This is a genomic window from Bartonella sp. ML69XJBT (assembly GCF_028618515.1).
GTDB lineage: Bacteria > Pseudomonadota > Alphaproteobacteria > Rhizobiales > Rhizobiaceae > Bartonella.
This window is the reverse complement of the sequence record NZ_JAQITB010000024.1, coordinates 1-22,374: the sequence shown is the minus strand read 5'-3', so window position 1 is coordinate 22,374 and position 22,374 is coordinate 1. Positions and strand designations below refer to the sequence as shown.

General features: G+C 37.4%; 23 protein-coding genes and 1 pseudogene. 12 read left to right on the top strand and 12 right to left on the bottom strand.

Annotated elements, in window-relative coordinates; translation table 11 throughout:
* The 4 genes from PVV68_RS07245 to PVV68_RS07230 form a co-directional block, all read left to right on the top strand.
* A partial coding sequence (locus PVV68_RS07245; RefSeq protein WP_273782819.1) for an autotransporter outer membrane beta-barrel domain-containing protein occupies positions 1-1,059 on the top strand: 1,059 nt, incomplete at its 5' end.
* 136 nt (positions 1,060-1,195) lie between these two features.
* Complete coding sequence (locus PVV68_RS07240) at positions 1,196-3,310, top strand: autotransporter outer membrane beta-barrel domain-containing protein (protein WP_273721486.1); 2,115 nt, start codon at positions 1,196-1,198, stop codon at positions 3,308-3,310.
* 135 nt (positions 3,311-3,445) lie between these two features.
* Positions 3,446-6,454: an autotransporter outer membrane beta-barrel domain-containing protein gene (locus PVV68_RS07235; RefSeq protein WP_273721485.1), complete on the top strand. Its 3,009-nt coding sequence runs from the start codon at positions 3,446-3,448 to the stop codon at positions 6,452-6,454.
* 305 nt (positions 6,455-6,759) lie between these two features.
* The gene (locus PVV68_RS07230) at positions 6,760-6,951 is read left to right on the top strand and encodes a hypothetical protein (protein ID WP_273721484.1); all 192 of its coding nucleotides are present in this window, start codon (positions 6,760-6,762) and stop codon (positions 6,949-6,951) included.
* Between the two features lie 82 nt (positions 6,952-7,033).
* Here the strand turns inward: PVV68_RS07230 and PVV68_RS07225 are convergent, their stop codons facing one another.
* Positions 7,034-7,477: a flagellar protein FlgN gene (locus PVV68_RS07225; RefSeq protein ID WP_273721482.1), complete on the bottom strand. Its 444-nt coding sequence runs from the start codon at positions 7,475-7,477 to the stop codon at positions 7,034-7,036.
* 1,567 nt (positions 7,478-9,044) lie between these two features.
* On the opposite strand from PVV68_RS07225, the gene PVV68_RS07220 reads away from it, so the two are divergent.
* Positions 9,045-9,191 (top strand): DUF4102 domain-containing protein, encoded by a 147-nt coding sequence (locus PVV68_RS07220; protein ID WP_273721490.1) that lies wholly within the window; start codon positions 9,045-9,047, stop codon positions 9,189-9,191.
* On the opposite strand, the gene PVV68_RS07215 is transcribed toward PVV68_RS07220, so the two are convergent.
* From PVV68_RS07215 to parA, 7 genes are all read right to left on the bottom strand, one after another.
* Positions 9,173-9,361 (bottom strand): hypothetical protein, encoded by a 189-nt coding sequence (locus PVV68_RS07215; protein ID WP_273721480.1) that lies wholly within the window; start codon positions 9,359-9,361, stop codon positions 9,173-9,175. The two genes, PVV68_RS07220 and PVV68_RS07215, sit on opposite strands and share 19 nt — an antisense overlap.
* A 917-nt stretch (positions 9,362-10,278) precedes the next feature.
* Complete coding sequence (locus PVV68_RS07210) at positions 10,279-10,491, bottom strand: EexN family lipoprotein (RefSeq protein WP_273721478.1); 213 nt, start codon at positions 10,489-10,491, stop codon at positions 10,279-10,281.
* Between the two features lie 43 nt (positions 10,492-10,534).
* Positions 10,535-10,747, bottom strand: a complete 213-nt coding sequence (locus PVV68_RS07205; protein ID WP_273721477.1) for an EexN family lipoprotein — start codon at positions 10,745-10,747, stop codon at positions 10,535-10,537.
* A 3-nt stretch (positions 10,748-10,750) separates the two neighbouring features.
* On the bottom strand, positions 10,751-11,017 hold the full coding sequence (locus PVV68_RS07200; RefSeq protein WP_273721475.1) for an EexN family lipoprotein: 267 nt from the start codon (positions 11,015-11,017) through the stop codon (positions 10,751-10,753).
* A 182-nt stretch (positions 11,018-11,199) separates the two neighbouring features.
* Complete coding sequence (locus tag PVV68_RS07195; RefSeq protein ID WP_273721473.1) at positions 11,200-11,487, bottom strand: EexN family lipoprotein; 288 nt, start codon at positions 11,485-11,487, stop codon at positions 11,200-11,202.
* Positions 11,488-12,967: 1,480 nt separating this feature from the next.
* The gene (locus PVV68_RS07190; protein WP_273721471.1) at positions 12,968-13,198 is read right to left on the bottom strand and encodes a hypothetical protein; all 231 of its coding nucleotides are present in this window, start codon (positions 13,196-13,198) and stop codon (positions 12,968-12,970) included.
* On the bottom strand, positions 13,195-13,824 hold the full coding sequence (parA, locus tag PVV68_RS07185) for a ParA family partition ATPase (protein WP_273721470.1): 630 nt from the start codon (positions 13,822-13,824) through the stop codon (positions 13,195-13,197). Before parA ends, PVV68_RS07190 begins: the two co-directional genes overlap by 4 nt.
* A gap of 1,052 nt (positions 13,825-14,876) precedes the next feature.
* Between parA and PVV68_RS07180 the strand changes: the two genes are divergently transcribed.
* Entirely contained in the window at positions 14,877-15,206 is a 330-nt protein-coding gene (locus tag PVV68_RS07180) for a TIGR01244 family sulfur transferase (RefSeq protein WP_273721468.1), read from the top strand.
* A gap of 95 nt (positions 15,207-15,301) precedes the next feature.
* Here the strand turns inward: PVV68_RS07180 and PVV68_RS07175 are convergent, their stop codons facing one another.
* From PVV68_RS07175 to PVV68_RS07165, 3 genes are all read right to left on the bottom strand, one after another.
* On the bottom strand, positions 15,302-15,430 hold the full coding sequence (locus PVV68_RS07175; RefSeq protein ID WP_273721466.1) for a hypothetical protein: 129 nt from the start codon (positions 15,428-15,430) through the stop codon (positions 15,302-15,304).
* A 180-nt stretch (positions 15,431-15,610) separates the two neighbouring features.
* Entirely contained in the window at positions 15,611-16,612 is a 1,002-nt protein-coding gene (locus tag PVV68_RS07170; RefSeq protein ID WP_273782818.1) for a bifunctional riboflavin kinase/FAD synthetase, read from the bottom strand.
* Positions 16,612-17,457 (bottom strand): TIGR01459 family HAD-type hydrolase, encoded by an 846-nt coding sequence (locus PVV68_RS07165; protein ID WP_273721462.1) that lies wholly within the window; start codon positions 17,455-17,457, stop codon positions 16,612-16,614. Before PVV68_RS07165 ends, PVV68_RS07170 begins: the two co-directional genes overlap by 1 nt.
* A gap of 1,269 nt (positions 17,458-18,726) precedes the next feature.
* Here PVV68_RS07165 and PVV68_RS07160 point away from each other — a divergent pair.
* Positions 18,727-19,116, top strand: a complete 390-nt coding sequence (locus tag PVV68_RS07160) for a hypothetical protein (protein ID WP_273756625.1) — start codon at positions 18,727-18,729, stop codon at positions 19,114-19,116.
* A gap of 105 nt (positions 19,117-19,221) precedes the next feature.
* On the opposite strand, the gene PVV68_RS07155 is transcribed toward PVV68_RS07160, so the two are convergent.
* Complete coding sequence (locus PVV68_RS07155; RefSeq protein ID WP_273721458.1) at positions 19,222-19,983, bottom strand: nuclease; 762 nt, start codon at positions 19,981-19,983, stop codon at positions 19,222-19,224.
* Positions 19,984-20,308: 325 nt separating this feature from the next.
* Between PVV68_RS07155 and PVV68_RS07150 the strand changes: the two are divergent.
* From PVV68_RS07150 to PVV68_RS07130, 5 genes and pseudogenes are all read left to right on the top strand, one after another.
* A pseudogene (locus PVV68_RS07150) lies at positions 20,309-20,548 on the top strand (EexN family lipoprotein); the annotation flags it as partial.
* Between the two features lie 98 nt (positions 20,549-20,646).
* Positions 20,647-20,889 (top strand): type IV secretion system protein, encoded by a 243-nt coding sequence (locus PVV68_RS07145; protein ID WP_273782816.1) that lies wholly within the window; start codon positions 20,647-20,649, stop codon positions 20,887-20,889.
* A gap of 96 nt (positions 20,890-20,985) precedes the next feature.
* A complete protein-coding gene (locus tag PVV68_RS07140; protein ID WP_273721454.1) occupies positions 20,986-21,357 on the top strand; it encodes an EexN family lipoprotein in 372 nt (123 codons plus the stop codon).
* A 45-nt stretch (positions 21,358-21,402) separates the two neighbouring features.
* Positions 21,403-21,645 carry a type IV secretion system protein gene (locus tag PVV68_RS07135; protein ID WP_404978438.1) on the top strand — a complete coding sequence of 81 codons (243 nt, stop codon included), beginning with the start codon at positions 21,403-21,405 and terminating at the stop codon, positions 21,643-21,645.
* A gap of 96 nt (positions 21,646-21,741) precedes the next feature.
* The gene (locus PVV68_RS07130) at positions 21,742-22,041 is read left to right on the top strand and encodes an EexN family lipoprotein (RefSeq protein ID WP_273721452.1); all 300 of its coding nucleotides are present in this window, start codon (positions 21,742-21,744) and stop codon (positions 22,039-22,041) included.
* The last annotated feature ends 333 nt before the right edge of the window (positions 22,042-22,374 follow it).

Here is a 22,374-nt window from a genome sequence, read left to right as displayed (position 1 = left end):
AAAGCAGCAAGCGCACAAAGCCCCTTGAGAAAGAATAAAGATTTCTGGGATTTCCGCCTGCAAAGAGCAACTCTTGATGATGAAGGAAAAATTCCAGCTCTTGTCCCACAAGTAGCAAGCTATTTGGTCATGCCAAATGCTCTATTCTCCGCCGACTTTGCTGATGTGAATAATCAAAATACACTGATCAACAATATGCGGACAACAGCAGTTGAAGCAAAGGATCATAAAAACAGAGGAATCTTCTTATCCAGTTATGGTAATAAGATGACATTATCCTCTCACCGTACTCCCTTACAATATGGTTATGGTGCTGATCTGCGCTATGCTGCCTTGCAAGCAGGTGTTACATTAGCCGCGCTAGAAGATCAAAACATAACCACAAATTTTGGTCTTTTAGGAACATATGGAAAACTAGCCTTTACTCCAAAAGATATTGAAGGTGCTGACAAAACGACACTCGATAAGTGGTCACTTGCTGCCTATGGTAACCTCAACCATGACAATGGCATCTACATCAATGCCCTCTTCTCCTATGGAACGCTTAAAGGATATATCAAAACAACTCTCAGAGGAAATACTGCAGAATTGAGTGGTAAGAATACACTCAGTGCATCTGCGACCATCGGACAAAGACTTATAACCAGTGTACCAGGATTGGTTTTTGAACCACAAGCACAATTTGTTTATCAACATCTCATGCTTGGCACCCTCAAAGATATTGATAACTTTGAAGTGAACATGGGCAACCCTCATCAATGGTTAGTGCGTGTTGGTGGACGTTTAACACAAACCACAATTCCTGCTGAAAACGATTATGCCGTTTCTTTCTATGGTAAAGTAAATGTTATTAAAACTTTTGCTGACAATAGTACAATACAGATTGGTGATACGTTCCATCTTGATCCCATGGGAACTTTGCTTGAAGGCGGACTTGGTGTCAGTGCTCAATTGTCTTCAAACGTTTCGCTTCATGGTGATGTCAGCTATCAACAAAAACTACAAAAGACTGGTATATCAGGAATAAATCTTTCTGCTGGAATGCGGTACCGCTTTTAAAGATCTCTCATCTTTATTTTTAAAATATAAGCAGCGCTGCAATGTCAACAGTGCTGCTTAGTTTTGTGCATTACAAAAAATAATCAAACCTTGAATTTTTTAAGTCTTTATCAAAAAATATATCAGGAGCATTTTTATGCATAAAAAGCATTTATTATTATGTACAGCCGCTTGTGCTTTATTTTTTTCTTATTTTAATGCAACTTATATAAGTAATGCCTCTGGTTTAAGCCCACAAACACGCCACATTCCTGAGGGAATTAATCACTATTCTGAAAGGAATTCTTTCAACGATCTAAAAGCGGTAGCACATAATCATAAAACGATGAATTCCTTTGGTATAGTTGGAAAGAATCCATATTTCAATCAAATGATTCAAAATGATTTAGAGCGTGAAAGAGATAGAATTAATAGTATTTTCGTTGGTGCCGGTGGCTATGGATCTGGTACAAATCAAAGTGAACTAATGAATAAACTTGGTCATATGTATGCAAACGCTTTAGCTAACCAATACAATCGCGATGTTTTAATTAGCATACAAACAGCAACAATGAAAGACCTAGAAATACTTGAAATAATAGCTTCTGGTGGCATGATGGGAGAAAACTCATATTTTTCTCAGGAACTTAGAGAAGGCTTAAACCGTGTGCAAACAGATATCATTGGAAACTCTTCCGCAAAGGAGGATGGCTATAATTTTGATACGTTGAAAAGAGCACGGAATAGCGTACATGCTAGTGCCATGGCAAAGCAGTATAATCAAGATATACAACATATGATACAAGCCAATGCAAAACTTAATAAACTAAGAATAACACATAATGCCTTAAAAAAACAAAGTAATACCGCTACAAATATTTTACCAAACGTATGGAATCTTGATGGAAACTACCAAAATGCTTGGAATGCCGATGCGATAAAAAATGTAAAGAGAAAAGGAGAACCTCCAGTATCCCCTCTTCCATCCAGAGAAAATAAATCCTCTCTTATCGAGCAAAATGCAAATAAAGGAAATTCTATCAGTAAGCTCTCTCCTGTTCATGCTACTCTAAAAGGTAAAGACAATACATCAGCAATAACAGATCCTCAAATTATCCCACAGCCTAAAACCAATAAAGATTTGCAAAAGGATGTGAATTCCAAAACAAACAGCTCATCATCAAAAACAACTCTTCCCCCATCACCAGATCATGTGAGTTTGCCCACAAAAACTGAAGCTGCCACTCAAAATCCCGCTGATACTGAGAGAGCATCTAAAGAAGGGAAAGAAACAGCAACTTTATCTCATGACTTATCTCATCCTGAAGAACAAAGCGAAACTCTCACCCCACAAATAGCTCGCTATTTAGTCATGCCTCAGGCGCTGTTTTCCGTTGGATCTGCTGATGTAAAAAATCAAAATACATTATTAGACAATATACGAATAACAATGTTTGAAGCAAAAGATCATGAAGAAAAGGGATTTTTCTTTTCTACTTATGGGAAGAGGAGCATCTTCTCTTCCAGCTCTCATACACCACAAAATAGTGCTGATACCGATATCCGCTATGCGGCATTACAAGCAGGTCTGACATTAATAGTCTTAGGAGAACAAAATACCAGCACAGATTTTGGTTTTTTGGGGACATATGGAAAACTCGCTTTCACCCCAAAGAAGAAAGAAAGCTCGCAAAAGAATATGCTGAATAAATGGTCCCTTACCGCATATGGCAATATTCAACATGATAGTGGCGTCTATGCAAGTGTATTTCTTTCCTATGGACTCTTCAAGGGAGAGAGCCCAACTGCTCTCATGAAAAACACAAAAACATTGGCGGCTTCTGCTACCATTGGTCAAAAATTGCCAACCATTGTGGAGGAAATAATACTTGAACCACAAGCACAATTTGTTTACCAGCGTCTTATGCTTGGCATTCTTTCAAATGCAGAGAACTTTAAAATAAACATGGGCAATCCTGATCAGTGGTTACTGCGTATTGGTGGACGTTTAACACAAAACAAAGGCGATGCCGTTTCCTTTTATGGTAAAGTGAATATTATCAACACTTTCGGTAACAATAATACTATACAGATTGATAAAAAGAGTTTTCAGACTTCTCCTATAGGAACGAGCCTTGAAGGCGGTTTAGGTATTAATGCCCATTTATCACAAAATGTAGCGCTTCATGGTGATGTCAGTTATCAACATAAACTCAAAAAAGCTGGTGAATCTGCTATAAATGTGTCTGCTGGAATGCGCTATCGCTTTTAAAAATACTTTTCTTCATATCTTGAAATATAAAGACCGTCCCATATGTTTTATTTTGTATTTTATAAAAAAACATAATGGGAGGAATCCCATTTTTTCTGAGAGAGGGGGAGAGAAAATATTTAGGGATATATTTATATGAAGAAAAGCTTATTATTATACACAGTTTCTGGAGTTCTCTTTTGCTCCTCTTCCAGTCTATCTTATGCCTACAATGAAATACTTACTCGACAACCCGCTGTAAATTCTTTCTCTGTACAAACTACAGACGACAGTACAACAGCTAAGAAGCGGAAAAGGAGTCTATCTACAAGCGCCACAACTCCAAAAACAGTGTCTACAACAAGACAAAGCATACCAGCGGGCGTCTCTTCATCTGGAAATACAATTCCTACAACTGCACACTCCAGCTCTAAAGCATTTGAAAAGCCTGCAGAAAATACTCCACCGCAAAATCCTCATTCCACAGGGAAAACGATTACAGAATCTACAACAACAGAAGGTGCTAAATCTAGAAGACGTCCATCCCCCTCCCATTCTTCTACAAGTCCAACTACAGAAGAGGCGTTATCGAGTTCCTCTGCTCCTACACAATCAATGCCTCTAAAACCAACATCAGAGGCACCACCAATGCTTACAAAATCTGAGGATTCAGAAACAGCAGCATCACCAGCTCCTGCAAACCTTAAAGCTGTAAGACCAACAGTGGGAGCACCTACAGACCCTAAGGGCACCAAACCAGAAATAAAAGAATTATCAGCCCATGCAAACCCTGAAGCTGTAAGACTAGCAGTGGGAGCACCACCAGCACCTGTGAAACCAATGCCTAAACAGCCAGTGCCCGAACAGCCTGTACAGCCTAAACAAGGTGAGAATAAACAAGCTAAAGTTGAAGCAAAGGAGGGGAAAACTTTAGAACTGCATGATATTGAGATTCAAGACAAATATTTTGCTGTATCCGCAGAGGGTGAAAATTCACTTGTCAAAATACACAGGGGAACAGTTGATGCAAATTTTGTTGCACTCAGTGCATCAAATGGGGGAGCAATTGAAGCCACAGGAATTACTGTAACAGCAGGATTAACTGGTTTGTTCAACATCAATGGTACAATTAATCTTAAAGATTCAACCATAACTGTTACAAGTGATTATGGGGCAAATGGTATTGTTTTCCGAAATGATCCATATTTTTCTTCCAGACAACGCCATGCACACAGTGCTGAAACAAAATCAGATATCAACAAAGAACAAAATCTTACCAATCAAGTAACCTTGGAAAACACAAAGCTTTTCGTTGAAAAAGGCGTTGCTATAAACATCTATGGATTAGATACGGATGCTCAAGTTTTCCTCAAAAATTCAGAAATCCATGCCGATCTTTTAGTAAAAAATACAAAACAGCTGGGAGGCGATATATATAGCCTCATATTAACGGCAGATCATTCTGATTTAGAAGGGCGCGTAAGAACATTGGGTGAAAACCAAACCATTTTTGATCTTAAAAATGGTACGAAATGGCTTTTAAAAGCAAATAAAAATAGAGAACATAATGATAAAGATCCATCTGACTATGAACCGTTTGGTGCTCATGAAAAGACCTATTCTAACCTTTCTGCACTCAAGCTTACAGACAGCACGATTATGTTTGAAACGCCAATGAACGGACAGTACCAAACTTTGTTTGTAGACCCTACCCCACGACAAGAGGAAAAAGAATCCGAAGATGGCAACGGATCTAATGCAGCAGTGGTTTATAGTGCAAAAGGGAGAGCAGAAGTTCATCTGAACTCTCGGTGGAGAAGCCATTCTCCAGTGACCGAACAAGCAACTGACCGCCTTGTAATTCATGGTGATGTATCGGGAGTTACTACAGTTCACGTCAATCTCTTGGAAAGCAATCAAAAAATGACCGATAGCCGATTGGTTTGGGGAGAGCAGATGCTGTCACATCCCGTCGAGTCCCATGGAATTTCACTCATTCAGGTTTCTGGTAAAGCCAATGAAAATTCCTTCAAATTAGCAGGAGGTTATCTGACAATCGCTGGACTGCCTTATAAATATGTCCTAACCGGCTATGCACCAGGGGCATCCCATGAGAGCCAAAATCTCTTTGGTCAAAATAATCGTGATTTCTGGGATTTCCGCTTGCAAAATGATTACCTTGATAGGGACAAGAAAATCAGGGCTGTTTTACCACAGGTAGCAAATTATGTGGTAATGCCTAGTACTTTATTTTCCGCTGGATATGTTGATGTAAATAACCAAAACACATTGTTAGACAATATATATACAACAATATTTGCAGAAAAGCATAAGAAGAAGAATGCCATCTTTTTATCCTCCTATGGTGAAAAAGTTACCTTATCTTCTAACCGTGCCCCACTCCATTATGGCTATGGCGCTGATATAAACTATAATGCCCTACAAGGGGGTGTCATATTAGCTGCGTTGGAAGGCAAAGATATCAGTACACATTTTGGTCTTTTAGGAACATACGGAAAGCTTTCCTTTACACCAAAGAGTATGGAAGATTCTGAAAAGACGACTCTTGATAAATGGTCTCTCACAGCCTATAGCGGCGTCAAACATAGCAATGGTTTATACGTAAACGCACTTCTTTCCTACGGAGCCTTGAGGGGAAATATTACCACACCTCTCATTGGAAATGCTGCAAAATTAGATGGTACTGAAATATTAAATGTATCTACGACAGTTGGTCAAAAATTAGCAACCGGTATGCAAGGGCTGATGTTTGAACCACAAGCACAATTTATTTATCAAAGTCTCATGTTTGATGTACTCTCCGATGCCAATAATTTTGAAGTTGATATGAATAATCCACATCAATGGTTGGTACGAATTGGTGGACGTTTAACGCAAACTCTCACCACCCTAGAAGAAGACAACACTGTTTCCTTCTATAGTAAATTGAATGTCATCAAAACCTTTGGTGATGGTGGAACAATAAAAATTGCTGATACATTTTATCTGGATCCCATGGGTTCCTCAATTGAAGGAGGTATTGGTTTTAATGCTTTCCTCTCTCAAAATATTGCTCTTCATGGTGATGTTAGTTACCGGCAGAAACTGCAAAAAGCCGGTGTATCTGGAACCAATTTCTCGGGCGGAATACGGTATAAATTCTAAAATAACATGAGTATCAATTTTCATAAAAGGCAGCATAAAATGCTGCCTTTTATGTATAAATCTCTGTTTTGCAAAAAAATATAAGAAAGTGCTAAAAAACTCTCCAATACCCAGGGAAAAACTTTTTTACGCAAAAGAATTTCTTACCTAAAACATATCGATTTATCATAATCATCTAGCGTTGTTCATATTCAAGAAAAGTCACGAGTATCCTAGAATTCTCTTACGGAAAATCTCTCCCATGTTAAATCAAGTGGAACCATTCGTTTATACATTACAAGCGGAATAAGCATGGAGATAAAAACATGAAAGAAAGAACTAAAAATACTTCTCATGAACCGTTTTTAATTCAAGGGTTGCAGCAACTCTTGGAGGCTCGCAAATCTCTTGGCTCATACAATGTACAACGGCTTATTACAACTTCATCCTCTTACGAGCTAAAGAGCATTATAGCTTTAAGAAACAGCTCTTCTCCTGTAAGCATCAAAACCGCATAAATTATGATGCGCATATAAAATCTCTGCAAGAGATTAAATGATACACAACCGCGAGAGGGTGCCACAAGTTATATCATTCTCTTTATCCTTGAGAGCGTCCTGTATTAACGGAAGGTTCCCCAACACCCTCTATTTCTTTTGTACGAGCAGCAATTTGCATATCTTGTGAAAGATCGTTGATCGCATCTAAGTGTGTTTGCAACAATTTGCTATTACGATGTAATTTTTCCTGTAAATCTGATAATAAACTTTCGACCTCATTCTCAATATCTTCATTCATATAGCGTTTCACATCGCTTATAGATTTATTAAGGTCACGTAAGCCACGTATTTTACAGAGATTGATTTCTTCATAATCTGGAATACCACTGCTCTCTAGCATATTGCTTTCATAATCAACCACTTGTGCTAACCCTTTAACAGCAGCAACAAATTTTGTCATAGCCCAATCACGATCAATAAGATTGTTATCAAGGACTTTTGCTTTTGCTGCAAAACTCTCATCACCATATTGCACAACAGACATTTTTATTTCCCCTTCAACAGTATTGTTCAATCTTACTCTCAAATATCCAATAAGGGAGATTAAACAGCTTTCTTTTCAATGCTGATACACTCAATTGCGTTCATTGTGCGAATATTGCCCCGACAACAGCACGATAATCCTAAAAGCGTATACCTACTCGACTTTCAACACATTACTTTTACGACATGATATAAATTTCTTTGCTTTCAAATCATCCCTGACGCAATATCAATTCAACAAAACGCCATAAATCATTACACCAATAGGTGAGAGATATCGGAAAGTTCAAAATTTATTTTGCCTCTTTTATTCCGCCTATCTGAGACAAGAAACAATAATGCGTTACTCCCTCTGCCAACAAAAATTTGTTGCATATAAAGGCTTAAACCTTCTAAGGTTTTAATATTTTAAAGATTGCAGCATTTTACCCTCCATAGCCTTTGGTATTCTATGCACCACTGTCCTCTGCCTTTTAGCATTCAGAAAACCAGTAAGCACACATTCAGAAAGATTCACTCTCCCACGCTGTTTTTTGTACACATACCATTTTGTATGAGATACAAAAACAGCATTCCTTTTTGAACAAATCAATCACATACCAATATCAAAAGAGGCATTTTAAAATAGCTAAACAGCTATAAATCCCCCTTTTTCAATGATCATTCGCTTTTCTTTGCAATGATCGACTATATAAGATTTTTAAACTTCTTTCAAGAGTTCATGAAAAACACAGTCTGATAATCTTTCCATACTATAAGCTCTTAAAATGATTCTTCACGAACATTTTCAGTATTTTTATTGACAACCAAGCTCCTCGCAAACCACTCTACTCTAAACAGAGAGTTGGTTATTCATGCTGCCATCTCGTTACACTCACGCATACATAAAGAAAAAAATCATAAATTTCCTAACAAACAAAGCCCCTACTGCGAAGTGTTATTCCCAACACTCAAGATAAAGCTATACTGTTGCTCTTTTCCTTCACTGATCATCTTTGCTCTTTCTTCATAAAACAGCTTGAACGGATCTTGTTTTCCGTAAAATAAAACAGAAAACGTGTTTAAAAAGACTTTTTATCAGACAAGGCTTACCCATAAAAAATAAAGCAATACCATAAGTTTTAACTGTTTCTATGTTCCACAGTGCTCAGTTCCTCACATCTTCACATGAAAAAAGAACAATTTTAAACTTGCCGCAAATATTGTATCTCCATATATTACAGACTGTAACAGACTGTTATTCATAAAGCCCTGTACTCCAAAGCCCTGTACTCCCAAGAACAGAAAGAGGTTCTTATGGCTGATATCATAAAAACTGCTATGCTTTATTCAACATTGATTGTCACCAGCAATGCTTTTGTTGTGTTCGTCCTTATAATGACAATGCATTGATTTATAATCAATGCATTGTCATTTTTAAACTTGAACACAATTCCGAATATCGTAAAATTTTCTCATCATAGCCCCTCTCATATTGAATCAATGAAGATCACTTGCTTGCACATCAAAAGCGGGGTTGGTGTGTGAGTAAAAACTGTACAAGAAAGAAGTAAAAACGTCTCTTATGAATGCTCTCAAATGCAAGGGCTGTCGCAACATTGGAAGCTGCCAAAGTGAATAATGATGCCAGCTTGCTGCTTCATAAGCGTAAAGATGGTGGTACTCAATGGCTTTATTGTTATACCATTCACAGACGCTATCGTGAAATGGGATGAGGAGCGTTGAAAAATGTTTCTTTAAAACAAGCCATGAATTGCAAACCAATAGAAACACTATAGGCATATTCTGTTAAGTCTTTGTTATAACTTGCGCAATTTAGCGCTTTAACCTTAATATCAAAGAGAAGTTTTAAAGCAGCAATATTATTCATAGACCAAACTATCACTTTTCAGTCTTTTCACGTTACTATGTGCTTTTAGAGGCATTTTGCACAGTTACAACCAATATTTATTCTTCCTGAATGATCCTATGAAATTGATAACCTCCTAAAAACAAGACTCTTATCCTTCCACTCATCTGCACAAAATTGATTTTTTTAAAAAGAGTTATAATGGATATAATATATTGATTTATAATGATAATTTACGGCTGTTCATCTGAAAAAACAACACCAAATATCGGAGGTTTCTCTCATTTCATCCCCCTATATCAAGCAACATCTTTCGCTTGCGCATGGTACACAGAATGAACCTATGGATAAAAACATCAAAAAATGGCTAAAAATGCCTGTCATAAACGCTCTCAGATACCAAAAACTGCACACATTGGCAGCGAACAAAGAGTACGATAGTGCTTGGGGCTATTACTGACCTATCTGGCTGTTACTGACCACACCTTCATAAACGTACCAGCCATCTCCTGAATATTCTTACCTTAGGCTGATATTTTTTATGAAGGAAAAAGAAAACTGAAATCAGAGAGAGATAACATGATCAATACGCATAAATATGCTCACCGTACTAAAAAAACTTTTAAACACTACGGAAATTTTTTCATTCCCCCTATAATGAGAAGAGAAGTCCCTCAAACCTCATTGACTATAAAGCACATGAAGGGGGTGCTCGTTGTGCCAATATGATTTGAAATACAATTTTTTTCTCACAAAAGCTACTAAAGCTTTCCCCTAAAAGAAAAATCTCCACACAGAGGAGAGGTTTTTCATTTAGGGGAAAGCTTTCTCTTTACACTTCAAGCTAAAATGATCTCTCACTTAAAGCAGACAAAACAACATTGTCATAATTATTTTTAAGAGCTTCACAACTGTCCTTCTGTGCTCAGACTTTGTCAATCTGAGCACAATATCTAATCTCCAAAAAGAAGCTGTCTACCCGCTTTTGCGACATTCTGACAATTTTGAGATGCCTGTACAGATGTACCACCTAGAAAACACTTCTTTTCCCATTTGAGGCGTAATTCTTTATCTTTCTTAAACTCTTCCACGCTATAGGTTTTTTCGCAACCAACAATGGCAAATCCAGTGCAAAGCAGCAATGCTGTGATAATAACTTTATTCATCAGTAAATTCCCCTTTTTCAGATTTACAAAATTTGGGCACAATTTAGTGTCCCATAAAAAGCTCCATATACGCTTGGCGAAGGTTTTTACAATTTTGAGATGACTTTAGCGGTGAATCGTCCTTCTCACATTTTTTTGCCCATTCCTCATACAATTTTTCATTTGTTTTAAACTCTTCGACGCTGTAGGTTTTTTCACAACCAGCAACGGCAAGCCCAGTACAAAGCAGCAATGCTATTATAATAACTTTATTCATGATTTAATTGCTCTCCTTTTTCTCTTCCATTTTTTTCTCGTCTTCGTTTCCAGAGCCAAAGCTCCCCCATTTTTTACGAGTTTCAAATTCAGCCTGTTCTGCGTTTTTACAATTTTTTGAATCGAAACTCCCCTCAATAAAACATTTCTCTAACCATTGATTGAGTAATTTGGGATCTTTTTTAAATTCCGCTACGCTATAAGTTTTCTCGCAACCAACAATGGCAAATCCAGTGCAAAGCAGCAATGCTGTGATAATAACTTTATTCATCAGTAAATTCCCCTTTTTCAGATTTACAAAATTTAGGCATAACCCAGCGGCCTATAAAAAGTTGCAAATTCATCCCATCGTGTGTTTTTACCATTTAAACCCGTCTATGCACGCAATTTTTATAACCAATAAAAGCTGGTCCAGTGCCAAAAAGCATGCTCCCATCCAAGATTTCTTATCATTTAATGATTATCTTGTTGTTTCTCAGTTTCATTTTTCTTGAGACCTTCACGAAGCTCCTTGGCAAGATTTTTATAATGTTCTTGAAAAAGCTCCATATCGGCTTGGATAACATTTTGACAATTTTTGGATGTCATGGCAGAAGAGAAGCCCATCTTTTCACATTTCTTTCCCCATTCTTCCATCAATTTTTTATCTTTTTTAAAATCTGCTACGCTATAGTCTTTTTCGCAACCAGCAACAGAAAATCCAGTGCAAAGCAGCAATGCTGCAATAACGACTTTATTCATCAGTAAATTCCCCTTTTTCCTTCTCACTTAACAAAATAATGTGTTTCACATACTCTCTGTATCGCACTTAAAACAGATTTCTTTTATGAATGCGCAAAACGGCAAGGTAAATATATTGAACCATCATAGCCGCTTGTCTTTTAAACTTGCATTTTAAAGATGTGTATTTGTTATATGCCCTGCACAGCACTCTATTGTGAAGTTCTTGAACTTTCATACAATTGTAAAACCTTCGCACTGTTCAAGAAGCTTTACACTTCTTTTCTGTCGTACCACGTCATTATGAGACGTAAAACAATACGAATATCTTCATTGACCACTTGGTGTGCTTATAATCATGACGATAAATCAGCCAACAAAAACAACATCTTCTCCAATTCACTGATTGCACTCTCATCATTCTGAAATCACCGGAAAAGTAAAGCAAGCTTTGATACAATTCCCCCCTGCATTGACAACAATACCAATAGAAATACTCAACAAGCAACCTGATATGTTCAAAAAGAACAGAGAAATTGGACTCTATCCCTCAAAAAGCATAACAACTCATAATATCACTCCCTTAAACAGTACAGATGTAAAAAACAATATCAAGAAAACGATAAATAAGTTCTTTTATGTATTGAGAAAGAATAGATCTTACCAAGCACCAATATCAGTGAACGAATGAATTCTTTTTCTCCCCTCTAAAGTCTAATAAAATAAGTGCTGAAAAAATAATCAGCACTCCCACTTAGATTACGATCTTAGCTTTTTTATCATAAAATAAACAAGAAATAACTTCGCATTTAAAAACATTATCAACACAATTCTCTAGAAAGTTGTCCTCAGTTATAGATGATAACAAGCAATATGACTTTACAAATGATCACCATCACAGATGAAAGACAAAAAGAGTTGTTCGCCATATTTGATCATATAATATTGAAATCTGTGAAATACAGCCCTTTACCTCGCTTGGTGGAATGACGTGGCAGAGTGGAAAAAAATCTTTTTTGTTATCAGATTGTGCCTTTGTCATCAGAGCGTTTTGTTTGAACAAGCCAAGAAGGCTTTTAGAAAAATACCATCATTCGCAAAAATCACGATGCGCAAGTGTTTTATTCATGAAGCTGAACTTGCAGGACCCAAAAAAACATCACGCTCAATTTTCACAAATAGATGATATGCTTTCCTTTCTCCGTTTGCATATCGCCCTATCTTTTATGGCTGCGAGAATAAATCTCACACCAAAAGTGCTCACTTTCATTCGCACCACCCAACATCTATTCTCTTAAATATCGTTTATGTTCCATACATACAAAATAACGCGCCAAGTGCAGATTTATTCAACCCAGCTCTTTGAAAGGACGCGGAAGAATAGAGTCATCAGCTATAATGCACAATTACAACATAGCTCCCCCTAAACGGTATCTTTATAATATCTCTTTGTGAGAAAGATAAAAGAAGCCCGTAAAAACGTATTATCGTGTATCATTTTTTACACTTTTCCGTATTTTTGTGCAAGCAATTCGCGCACCTCATCAGCCATTTTCGTTCCACGACTTGCACAACTCACCTTAATCAAACGATGTAAACTTTCCGGTATATCAATTGTGAGACGTTTCATCCCTCCATCCATGCTGCCTTTATTATTTCCAACCCATGCATCCGCCGTTAAAGGAATGGGTTTATTGGTTGGCTTCGTGCCAATCTTAATTTTTTTATTCATCGTGCTAACTCCTTGATTTCCGCTGCAACAGCTTCAATCTCTGCTGCGGCTGGACCTTGCTTATCAACTTCATAAACGGCTTTCCCCTGTGCCACAGCTTCTGCAAAAATCACGCGCTGGGCAATGCTGGCAGAAAGAACATCTACAGGATACACTCCAAGAGCTTCACTCACATCACGCCCTATCGCTGTATTGACTATTTTACGATTAATAACAAAAGCAGATTGCAAGTTTTCTTTATAGACTCGAGCTTCATCAAGGAGCTTTACAATTCCATCTGCTGCCCAAATATCATAGGGGCTAGGCTGCACAGGAATGAGGACAAAATCCGAAGCCATAAGAGCACTACGCGCAAGATCCGTTACGCGTGGAGGACCATCAATAATAATATGATCGTAATGATGACCAATCTGGGTAATCTCTTTATGAATCGTTGCCCGCGGTAAACCAACAACCGAAAACAAGGGTTCGCCTTCACGAGCCGCCGCCCAATCCAATGCACTTCCCTGCGGATCACCATCAATAAGCAACACACGTGCTCCAGCCCGTGCAAAACTAGCAGCAAGGTTTACGCTCAAGGTAGTTTTGCCTACCCCTCCCTTTTGATTCAAGAGTCCAATAATCATGAATTACGTCTTTCCGCTTTATCGTTTTTACGATTATACAGAAAAACACAAGAGAAGCAAGCATCGAACCCACACAAACCATCAGTTCCCTTCTTTATAAGAAAAGCAATGGCTCCCAATTTTCCTTTATAACGTTGTAGAAAACATCATAAAAACAGTAATTGAGAGACAAACAAGAATAAACGAACAACAAATTCTTCCTGATATTTTTAACCAGTGCCAAAATCCGTATAGAAAGCATCAAATCTCAGCACAAACAAACTTTAAAACGATTATCTCTAACCGCTCTATCAAGAAGAGTCGCATCAACCTGATTTTCCCATTATAAAAGCAACAACACACCCAACAAGCACCATTGCCTCCATTGAATGCTTAAAGCATACTCCCCCTTCTGTAAGTTGATATAAACCACTCAACAAAAAAGAGCATATTTTTAAAAACACAGGTATTCGCTAGCGAATTTATGAATACAACTCCGCATTGCCCATCCCGCACAAAGCATCTTTGCTAAAACAACGACGAACCACACAATATCGTATAAAAATTGAGAAAAAACATTCAGAATTGAACCATTTTTTGAGTATCCCTCCCAAAACAATCCTTCTAGAAAAGTCCCCCACACATTCACAGAGCAAATAATAGCAAAAGCCATCATACTCCCCTTCCCTGTTACAGCTATCTTGCCTGAAAACACCTTGAAAAAGCATATGAAATTGAAACGCTTTTATCCACTTGCACCTCTTTTTACAACGTGCAAGCAAACAACTTTTAAAATTGATACGAGAGAAATAAACGCAAAAAAGAGGGCTCTCTTTAGCGTTCTCACTTTACAGAAGAAGGGCAATAAACTATCCAATATCAATCAGACAGTTCATCAATATAAGAGAGAACATGTTGGAAATAAAACGCCTCATACAGCACAATGTATTTTTTCAAAACTACATCTATTTTTCTGGATGAAGGAACGTTTTTCAAAGAGAGAGAACAACACACCCTTAAGATGTTCTCTGCTATCAAAGAACATCTTAAATTGTTATGAGGAATAAACAAATATGCACTTGCAACAAATTGACCCAGATATTTTTATCAGCGCCCAAATTAGCATTGAAAATATCAAAACATTAGCACAAGCAGGCTTTAAAACGATTATCTGTAACCGCCCCGACCAAGAAGAGCCCCATCAACCTGATTTTTCCATCATTAAAGCAGCAGCATGTGAGTATGGCATAACAGCACATCATATTCCTATCGTTCCACCAACCATAAACCGGTCAGAGATTGAAACTATGAAAACAATTTTAAAAACAGCATCTCTGCCTCTTCTCGCCTATTGCCATCACGGAACACGCTCCATGCATCTTTATCGCTTAGCCCGTCTTTAATCCCTTGCCTTAATAGATAAAAAAGAAGCCATCATTTAAAACTCTAAAAAATAAGTTTTTATAAAATTCTGCAATCAAATATCATGCAGACAATCTTAAAACAGCATGTTCTCTTCAGCGATTGCCACTACGAAATATGCTCCTACATCTTGATCAATGAGCCTGCTTTTCATCGCTTGTCTTAACAGATCATAAAGAAACAAGCCGTAAAGTTTTAAAGCCATAGAATCTCATAAAGTTATGCAAAAGATCAAAAACAATGCCAAAATCAGATCTCCAGATATTCGATACCCCTTCCCAACAGCGCAAAAAGCACATATTTCATGATATTTTAGAATATATTTTCGTGATTATCGTCAGTTTAACGGCTATTTTTGCTGCTCTTCTTTCTTTTTCAGCTTAACTTAAAGCATATTTTTAAAAGTAAGCAGCCTATCCAAAGGTGATAATGGCTGTGCTTTTGCTAAAATTGCTTTTGCTGCTTTTTCATCACGTTGCATTTGCGCAATCAAAGGCTCTAGCCCATCAAATTTTTCTTGTCCTCGCAAAAATTGAAAGAAAGAAACGGTACAACTTTCTCCATAAAGATCATCGTTAAAATCAAACAGATAGGTTTCTAACAAGGGAGCACCATCTTCTACAACTGTTGGACGACAGCCAAAACTTGCAACGCCATCATGTAAGACACCGTTAGCACGACGCAATCGCACGGCATAAACACCATGCGCTAAATTGGCTTGAGAAGGAAGTACTTGATTAGCGGTTGGAAATCCCAACAGGCGACCAAGTTGCTCACCTTGGATAACCTTTGAGCGCACCCGATAATGATAGCCCAACAAATGAGCTGCTTTTTTCACCTCACCTTGGGAGAGAAGCTTACGAATAGAACTAGAGGAAATGATCAACGGTTGCTGATCCTGTTTGCTCGATAGGCAAGGAATTTGCACAACCTCAAAACCACATTCTTTTCCCCTTTGAGAAAGCAGCTGTGCATTTCCACTTTTTTTGTGACCAAATTGAAAATTTTCACCCGTTACCACCACACAAACATCAAAAGCTTCCTTTAAAATCGCATAAATAAATTGCTCTGCGGAAAGAGTAGCAAAATGCGCATCAAAGGGCTGTTCAATGACACCATTAAACCCGAGGATTTTAAAAATTTCGGCTTTTTCAGCCGCTTCTGTCAAGCGATCCACAGGAGCTGCGGGCTGGAAAAAACTTCTTGGATGCGGTTCAAAGGTTAAGACAACAGCGGGTTTATTTTTGAGACGCGCTAAATCAAGCGCTTTTTGCAGCACCATCTGATGTCCACAATGAACACCATCAAAATTTCCAAGTGCCAACACGGCTCCCCGCCAAGCCATAGGAAGCTTATGAACCCCCTGAAGACGCAAAAAATCAGACATTACTGAAGTGCCCACATAATTGCTTGAGGCTTATAGCCATGACGTTCAAGAAAAGATTGCAATGCTTGCTTATCCACCACACCATTTTGCATATAGTCATAACGATGAATACCACCCATGATATAGAGAACATCAAGACCAAAATGCGCTGCACCTTTAACATCGGTCAAAAGCCCATCACCGATAGCCAAAACCTGACTTTTTTCTACTGTTCCGCGCATTTTTTCCAATTTTTCAAAGGCACATTCATAAATAGGCGCATGGGGTTTTCCAGCAATACGCACCTCACCTCCTAATTGTTGGTAAAGACGCGCCAATGCACCAGCACACCAAAATTCCTGATTGCCATAATGAACAATCACATCGGGATTGGCGCAAATAAAGGGCAAATTCCGCGCACGCATACGCAAAAACATTTCCTTATAAGCGGCTGGTTCTTCATCAAAATCGTCCAGAAAACCACTACACACCACCACAGAAGCTTCCCATTCTTCCACCAATTCGCAATCCAATCCTTCAAACAACATCAAATCACGTTGTTGACCAATGAAAAACACTTTACGCGGTGCAGCACGAATAAGATCGCGGGTGACATCCCCTGAAGTGATAATGGCATCATAATAATCGCTATGAACGTTCATATTATGCAACTGAGCAATAACATCTTTCCGTGGTCGAGGTGAATTGGTCAAAAAAATGACATTTTTTCCCATTTGCCGAATTTTGTACAACACCTTCAATGCCGGTTCAAATGCATGCACACCGTTGTGCACGACACCCCACACATCACAAAAAACAGCATCGTAATGCGCTATAACAGTCTCAATATGGGTAAGTTCATTCATGTTGACCTCTTTATCTCCCTGTCATTTATCAAACTGTCTTTTGCTTTAAAACTCCTTATCGAAAGAGTATTGTTCTGTCATCTACTTTCCCACTGTTTTTTCGCCTGTATTAAACGCCTCATTCCCTATAGGGAGTCATGAGAAATAATAAAACCCATAAAGTTATCGTTGCACGGTGCGAATTCATGCCCCATATCAAAAGCGGAGCATTCTGCAAGAGTACTTTTCTCATAAAAACTTCAATTCTTAAGAATCGCTGTCTTGATACAGTTTTTGATCTTAAATATTCAAGTTATTCTTTTGCAAAAAACCACGAAAACTTTGAAGAAGAAAACCTTTTAAAAGAAAAAGTTCCCCTACTCTAAAGCACATAGACAAGTACAAAGAGAACAGACAGCAGAGAAATGATGGGCTATTGTATACAATACAATGACAATACAGCTGAAAAGAATACCATAGATTGGAGTAAGAGAGCTTAATATTTGGGATTTATTTTTTCCAAGATTCTTTTATGACAGAGCAATATGATGCGATCACAAAAACTTTGTGAGAAGAGTTTTTGATGTTTCTGAAAAAAATCTTTCTCCACACAAGAAGGCATTGATTTATAGGGATAATCCACATGCCTATTGAATAAGAGAGCCGTATATTCTAAAACTTTTTCATTGCAAATTTCTCCCATGGAACATCAATAAAAACCATTCCCCTGCACGCCATAAGCGCGATAAACCTATGGATAAAATTGTACAACAAAGCAGTAAAAATGCCTCTTATGAATTGTTTTAAACACCAAGGGCTATAGCACGACATGGGGGGTGAGCAAAGTGAGTGATGATACCGATCTATGACTGCAAAGAATGATCGGTTTTCTTGGTTTTTTCCGTATATTTCTAGAATGAGAAATCAATGAAATAAATTGAAATGATCAGTACCCTCCTCTGTTCTTTACTCAAACTCTTCCATTCTTTGGGGCTCTTTAAAGGAAGCAAAATCAGCATACTATACTTTTTGCACGGCAAATGAGAAGTCATCTACTGATGAGAAAAAGCAAAAAACACGAGGAGTATCCATCATTCACTTTTATGATAACCAACAGCATCTCTCTCCATCCCCCCTCACCCCTGACATAACCTCTCACACATCCAGTTTTGGCTTTTACATCTGTGATAAAGTAACAGTTGCATATTTTATTTCTGCCATGTAATGAAAAATGCAGTGAAAGATAAACAAAGTTGTGCCTATTAAATGGAGAAATCAAAGGGGGGGATAATGGAAGATTTGATCACGCGTCAAGAAATCGAAGAAGAAGTAGAAGAAATAAATTCAGAACCAGAACGAGAGATCTTACGCCGCATCCACTGGAAAAGACATAAGATACGGATCTACTCCATTTTCCTTTTTCTCTATACTATTCGTGGATGGGTTAAACGCATATTAGGAATCATAGCAGGAATAAGCTTTGTTATGCTCATTGCGGATATTCTCGTTTACTGGTTATTATCATTTGACGCTGAAGTAGTACAATTTAGAGCACCTTTCATAATCACAACAATTATATTGATAATCCTCACTTGTAGTGCTGTAGCTCTCAGTTGGTTTTATGACATGCTTTTATTTCGTTTTGCACCACCCGATATTCGTCTGATGCTCTTTGATTAAATTTACGCGACACACTCTCAACAGCACTCACACACAGCACGGTTAACAAAAAACGACTTAACCGTGCTGGTCTTTGTTCTTATCTTTCAGTTTGTTTTAAAATCTTTAAGGATCAATGGGATTATAGCTGCCATGGTCTCTTCTCCACTCTTCTGGCTGGTCAAATTCACTAGACCATAATCCCACTTGTGCTTTTTGCGCAGCAGATTGTAAGTTTTTATAATCTGCTGGTGAGGGAAAATGCTGCTGATCTTTTGTCAACACCATCATGCCTTCTGCAAGCCCCAAGCGCGCCAAATCAACCCCATCAACAAAACATTGTGCATAATGAACTTTTTGAAGAACACGCGTTTGCCGACAAGTAACATTTTTATCGATTGTTTTTGCCACGAGCCATGCTGTGACAAAAGCCCCACAGGGCCACTTAATTCCATGGCGTGAGGCAAATTGCCGCGTTTCACATGTTTCAACACCATATAATCGGATATTGCGCACGATTCTTTTTCTCCACCCCTCATCCATAGGCGTGATCATTTTAAAAGTAACACCGCTTGTCACCTGTATAGCACCAGAATAAACGGGGACATTTTCTTCATAAAATTCTGTTGATAATGATTCTAAAGATAAAGGCATTTCTTGTTTATGATCATGATCCCGTACTGTTAAATCTGGTTCTTGAAACTGTTTTTCCACGGTCTTTTTTATTTTTTGCACAACAGGATTTTCCATAACATCTTCAGAATTTTCACGAAAATAAAAAACAGCCGCAAGAATAATATAGATAAAAATCAGATATTTAAATGCTGATCGAAAAGTTTTTTTTAAAATATCATTTTGAATATTATAAAGAATTTTGTTTAGTTCCATAAAAAGCAATTACTGTAATTTAAACAGTAGATATTTTTATTTGTATATTATTTGTACTTGAATTAAATACTATGGAATTTTTATTCCATTAAACATTGGGGGGAAAGCTATGCAAAAAATAAACAATCCGTTTTCTGATGATCGTGTTTTACAAAAATTAACCTTTTCAAATAAGCAAGCTTTTTTCGTTTATGTCTGTATCGGCATCCTTCTTTGTGCATCATAAATCACTTTAATCCTCTCCTCACAATGTACTGACTCTAGCATTTTTAAAATTATGCCCAAATGTTGCAAACCTCAAAAATCTAAAAAAGGGGAAATACCTATGAACAAAGTCATTATCACAGCGCTACTGCTTTGCACTGGAATTATCACGGCTGGATGTGAAAAAACTTATAGCGTTGCAGAATTTAAAAAAGATAAAAATTTACGTGATGAATGGGAAGCTAGATGTGGATTAGCAGGTACCGCAAAAAATTGTGAAAATCTGAGATTAGCCGAAGATGAACTTGAGAAAGAATATTATCAAAACCTTTCCAAAAAACGTCAAGAAGAAGATAAGAAGTAAAAAAACTAAAAAGAAAGAAAAATAGTGGAAAAAAGGGGGCTTTTAAGCACCCTCCAAGAAATTGTCAGGACATACATGAATAGCGGGGCATTTAAATGGCAATAGACAGCAAAAGTATATTTACTAGTATAGATAAAGGTTTAATGGAGCCACTGACAACGGCAATGGATAGCACCATTGGAAATCTTTCATCGGCTTTATCTACACCACTTAAAGCATCCTGTACACTCTACATTATATTTATAGGTTACAATGTCATCTATGGGCGTACTTCCATGCCATTTTGGGATTTTATAGCGACAGCTTTCAAACTCGGCATCATTCTGTCTGTGCCCTAGATTTGTCATCACGGGTTACAAAAAACTAAAACACAGAGCATAATTTAAAAATTGTGCTCACACTTTAAAAACCGAAAGAAAGAAGAGGAAATATCTATGAATAAAGTTCTCATAACAACATTACTACTTTGCACTGGAATTATCGCTGCTGGTTGTGAAAAAACCTATAGCGTTGCAGAATTTAAAAAAGATCAAAAATTGATGGAAGAATGGGGCGCAAGATGTGGATTCACAGGAACTTCAAAAAATTGTGAAAATCTAAGATTAGCAGCACTTGAACTTGACAAAGAACGTCGGGAAAAAGCTGCAGAGAGAATTAGTAAACACAACGAAGAGCTTCGTGATGCTATGGAAAAATTTAAAGCCGAAATGCGAGCTCAACATGAAAAAAATGAAGCTGAATATCAAAAAAGAAAAGCCGAACAAGAAGCAAAAAAACAAGCTGAAAAAACACAAAGTAACGATTAAATCAGAAATAATCAATTTTCAAAAATTTGATAGAATGTGTATGCAATGGCGTTTGACAAAATTACTCTGTTTACCATGATAGACAACACTTTAACAGAACCTGTTGTCAATGTAATGAATGAAACCATTTCAAATCTTTCATCGGCTTTAGCTGCTCCGCTTAAAGTGTCTTGTACAATTTACATTATATTTATAGGGTACAATATCATCTATGGTCGTTCTTCCATGCCCTTATGGGACTTTATAGCGACAGCTTTCAAACTCGGCATCATTCTGTCTGTGCCCTAGATTTGTCATCACGGGTTACAAAAACCTAAAACACAGAGCAGAATGTAAAAATTGTGCTCAACCGCAAAAAACTGAAAGAAAGAAGGGGAAATATTTATGAATAAAGTTTTCATAACAACATTGCTACTTTGCACTGGAATTATCACTGCTGGTTGCGAAAAAATTCACAGTGTAGAAGAATTTAAGAAAGATGAAAAATTACGTGAAGAGTGGACACCTAAATGTATGTGGAAAAAGCCTTCCAAAACAGAATCTCCTCAAAATTGTGAAAACTTAGGAAAAGCACTAGACGAACTTGGAAAAGAATCCTTTCAGAACTATCTAAATAAATATCGTAACAATGACGATAAGAAAAAAACAGAAGAACAGTCTGAAAAACAAGAGAACAGCAATTAAATCATAAAAAAATAAATTCGTATAGAATAGGGAACTATTATGATGAAAAGGTGTCAATATATGACGTATTTACCGTGCTGGACAACAAATTAATGGAACCCCTTGAAAATACAATGGATACCACCATTAATAACCTTTCATCGGCTTTAGGTGCTCCACTTAAGGTGTCTTGTACAATCTACATCGCATTTATGGGTTACAATATCATCTATGGTCTTCTATGCCATTTTGGGATTTTATAGCAACAGTTTTCAAACTCGGCATCATTCTGTCTGTGCCCTAGATTTGTCATCACGGGTTACAAAAAACTAAAACACAGAGCATAATTTAAAA

Excerpts from the sequence above, each read along its gene's own strand:
- PVV68_RS07240 (WP_273721486.1), top strand. The coding sequence starts at position 1,196 with ATGCATAAAAAGCATTTATTATTATGTACAGCCGCTTGTGCTTTATTT.
- PVV68_RS07235 (WP_273721485.1), top strand. The coding sequence starts at position 3,446 with ATGAAGAAAAGCTTATTATTATACACAGTTTCTGGAGTTCTCTTTTGC.
- PVV68_RS07230 (WP_273721484.1), top strand. The coding sequence starts at position 6,760 with ATGAAAGAAAGAACTAAAAATACTTCTCATGAACCGTTTTTAATTCAA.
- PVV68_RS07225 (WP_273721482.1), bottom strand. The coding sequence starts at position 7,477 with ATGTCTGTTGTGCAATATGGTGATGAGAGTTTTGCAGCAAAAGCAAAA.
- PVV68_RS07220 (WP_273721490.1), top strand. The coding sequence starts at position 9,045 with ATGCTCTCAAATGCAAGGGCTGTCGCAACATTGGAAGCTGCCAAAGTG.
- PVV68_RS07210 (WP_273721478.1), bottom strand. The coding sequence starts at position 10,491 with ATGAATAAAGTTATTATCACAGCATTGCTGCTTTGCACTGGATTTGCC.
- PVV68_RS07205 (WP_273721477.1), bottom strand. The coding sequence starts at position 10,747 with ATGAATAAAGTTATTATAATAGCATTGCTGCTTTGTACTGGGCTTGCC.
- PVV68_RS07200 (WP_273721475.1), bottom strand. The coding sequence starts at position 11,017 with ATGAATAAAGTTATTATCACAGCATTGCTGCTTTGCACTGGATTTGCC.
- PVV68_RS07195 (WP_273721473.1), bottom strand. The coding sequence starts at position 11,487 with ATGAATAAAGTCGTTATTGCAGCATTGCTGCTTTGCACTGGATTTTCT.
- PVV68_RS07190 (WP_273721471.1), bottom strand. The coding sequence starts at position 13,198 with ATGAATAAAAAAATTAAGATTGGCACGAAGCCAACCAATAAACCCATT.
- parA (WP_273721470.1), bottom strand. The coding sequence starts at position 13,824 with ATGATTATTGGACTCTTGAATCAAAAGGGAGGGGTAGGCAAAACTACC.
- PVV68_RS07180 (WP_273721468.1), top strand. The coding sequence starts at position 14,877 with ATGCACTTGCAACAAATTGACCCAGATATTTTTATCAGCGCCCAAATT.
- PVV68_RS07175 (WP_273721466.1), bottom strand. The coding sequence starts at position 15,430 with ATGGCTTTAAAACTTTACGGCTTGTTTCTTTATGATCTGTTAAGACAA.
- PVV68_RS07170 (WP_273782818.1), bottom strand. The coding sequence starts at position 16,612 with ATGTCTGATTTTTTGCGTCTTCAGGGGGTTCATAAGCTTCCTATGGCT.
- PVV68_RS07165 (WP_273721462.1), bottom strand. The coding sequence starts at position 17,457 with ATGAATGAACTTACCCATATTGAGACTGTTATAGCGCATTACGATGCT.
- PVV68_RS07160 (WP_273756625.1), top strand. The coding sequence starts at position 18,727 with ATGGAAGATTTGATCACGCGTCAAGAAATCGAAGAAGAAGTAGAAGAA.
- PVV68_RS07155 (WP_273721458.1), bottom strand. The coding sequence starts at position 19,983 with ATGGAACTAAACAAAATTCTTTATAATATTCAAAATGATATTTTAAAA.
- PVV68_RS07145 (WP_273782816.1), top strand. The coding sequence starts at position 20,647 with ATGGCAATAGACAGCAAAAGTATATTTACTAGTATAGATAAAGGTTTA.
- PVV68_RS07140 (WP_273721454.1), top strand. The coding sequence starts at position 20,986 with ATGAATAAAGTTCTCATAACAACATTACTACTTTGCACTGGAATTATC.
- PVV68_RS07135 (WP_404978438.1), top strand. The coding sequence starts at position 21,403 with ATGGCGTTTGACAAAATTACTCTGTTTACCATGATAGACAACACTTTA.
- PVV68_RS07130 (WP_273721452.1), top strand. The coding sequence starts at position 21,742 with ATGAATAAAGTTTTCATAACAACATTGCTACTTTGCACTGGAATTATC.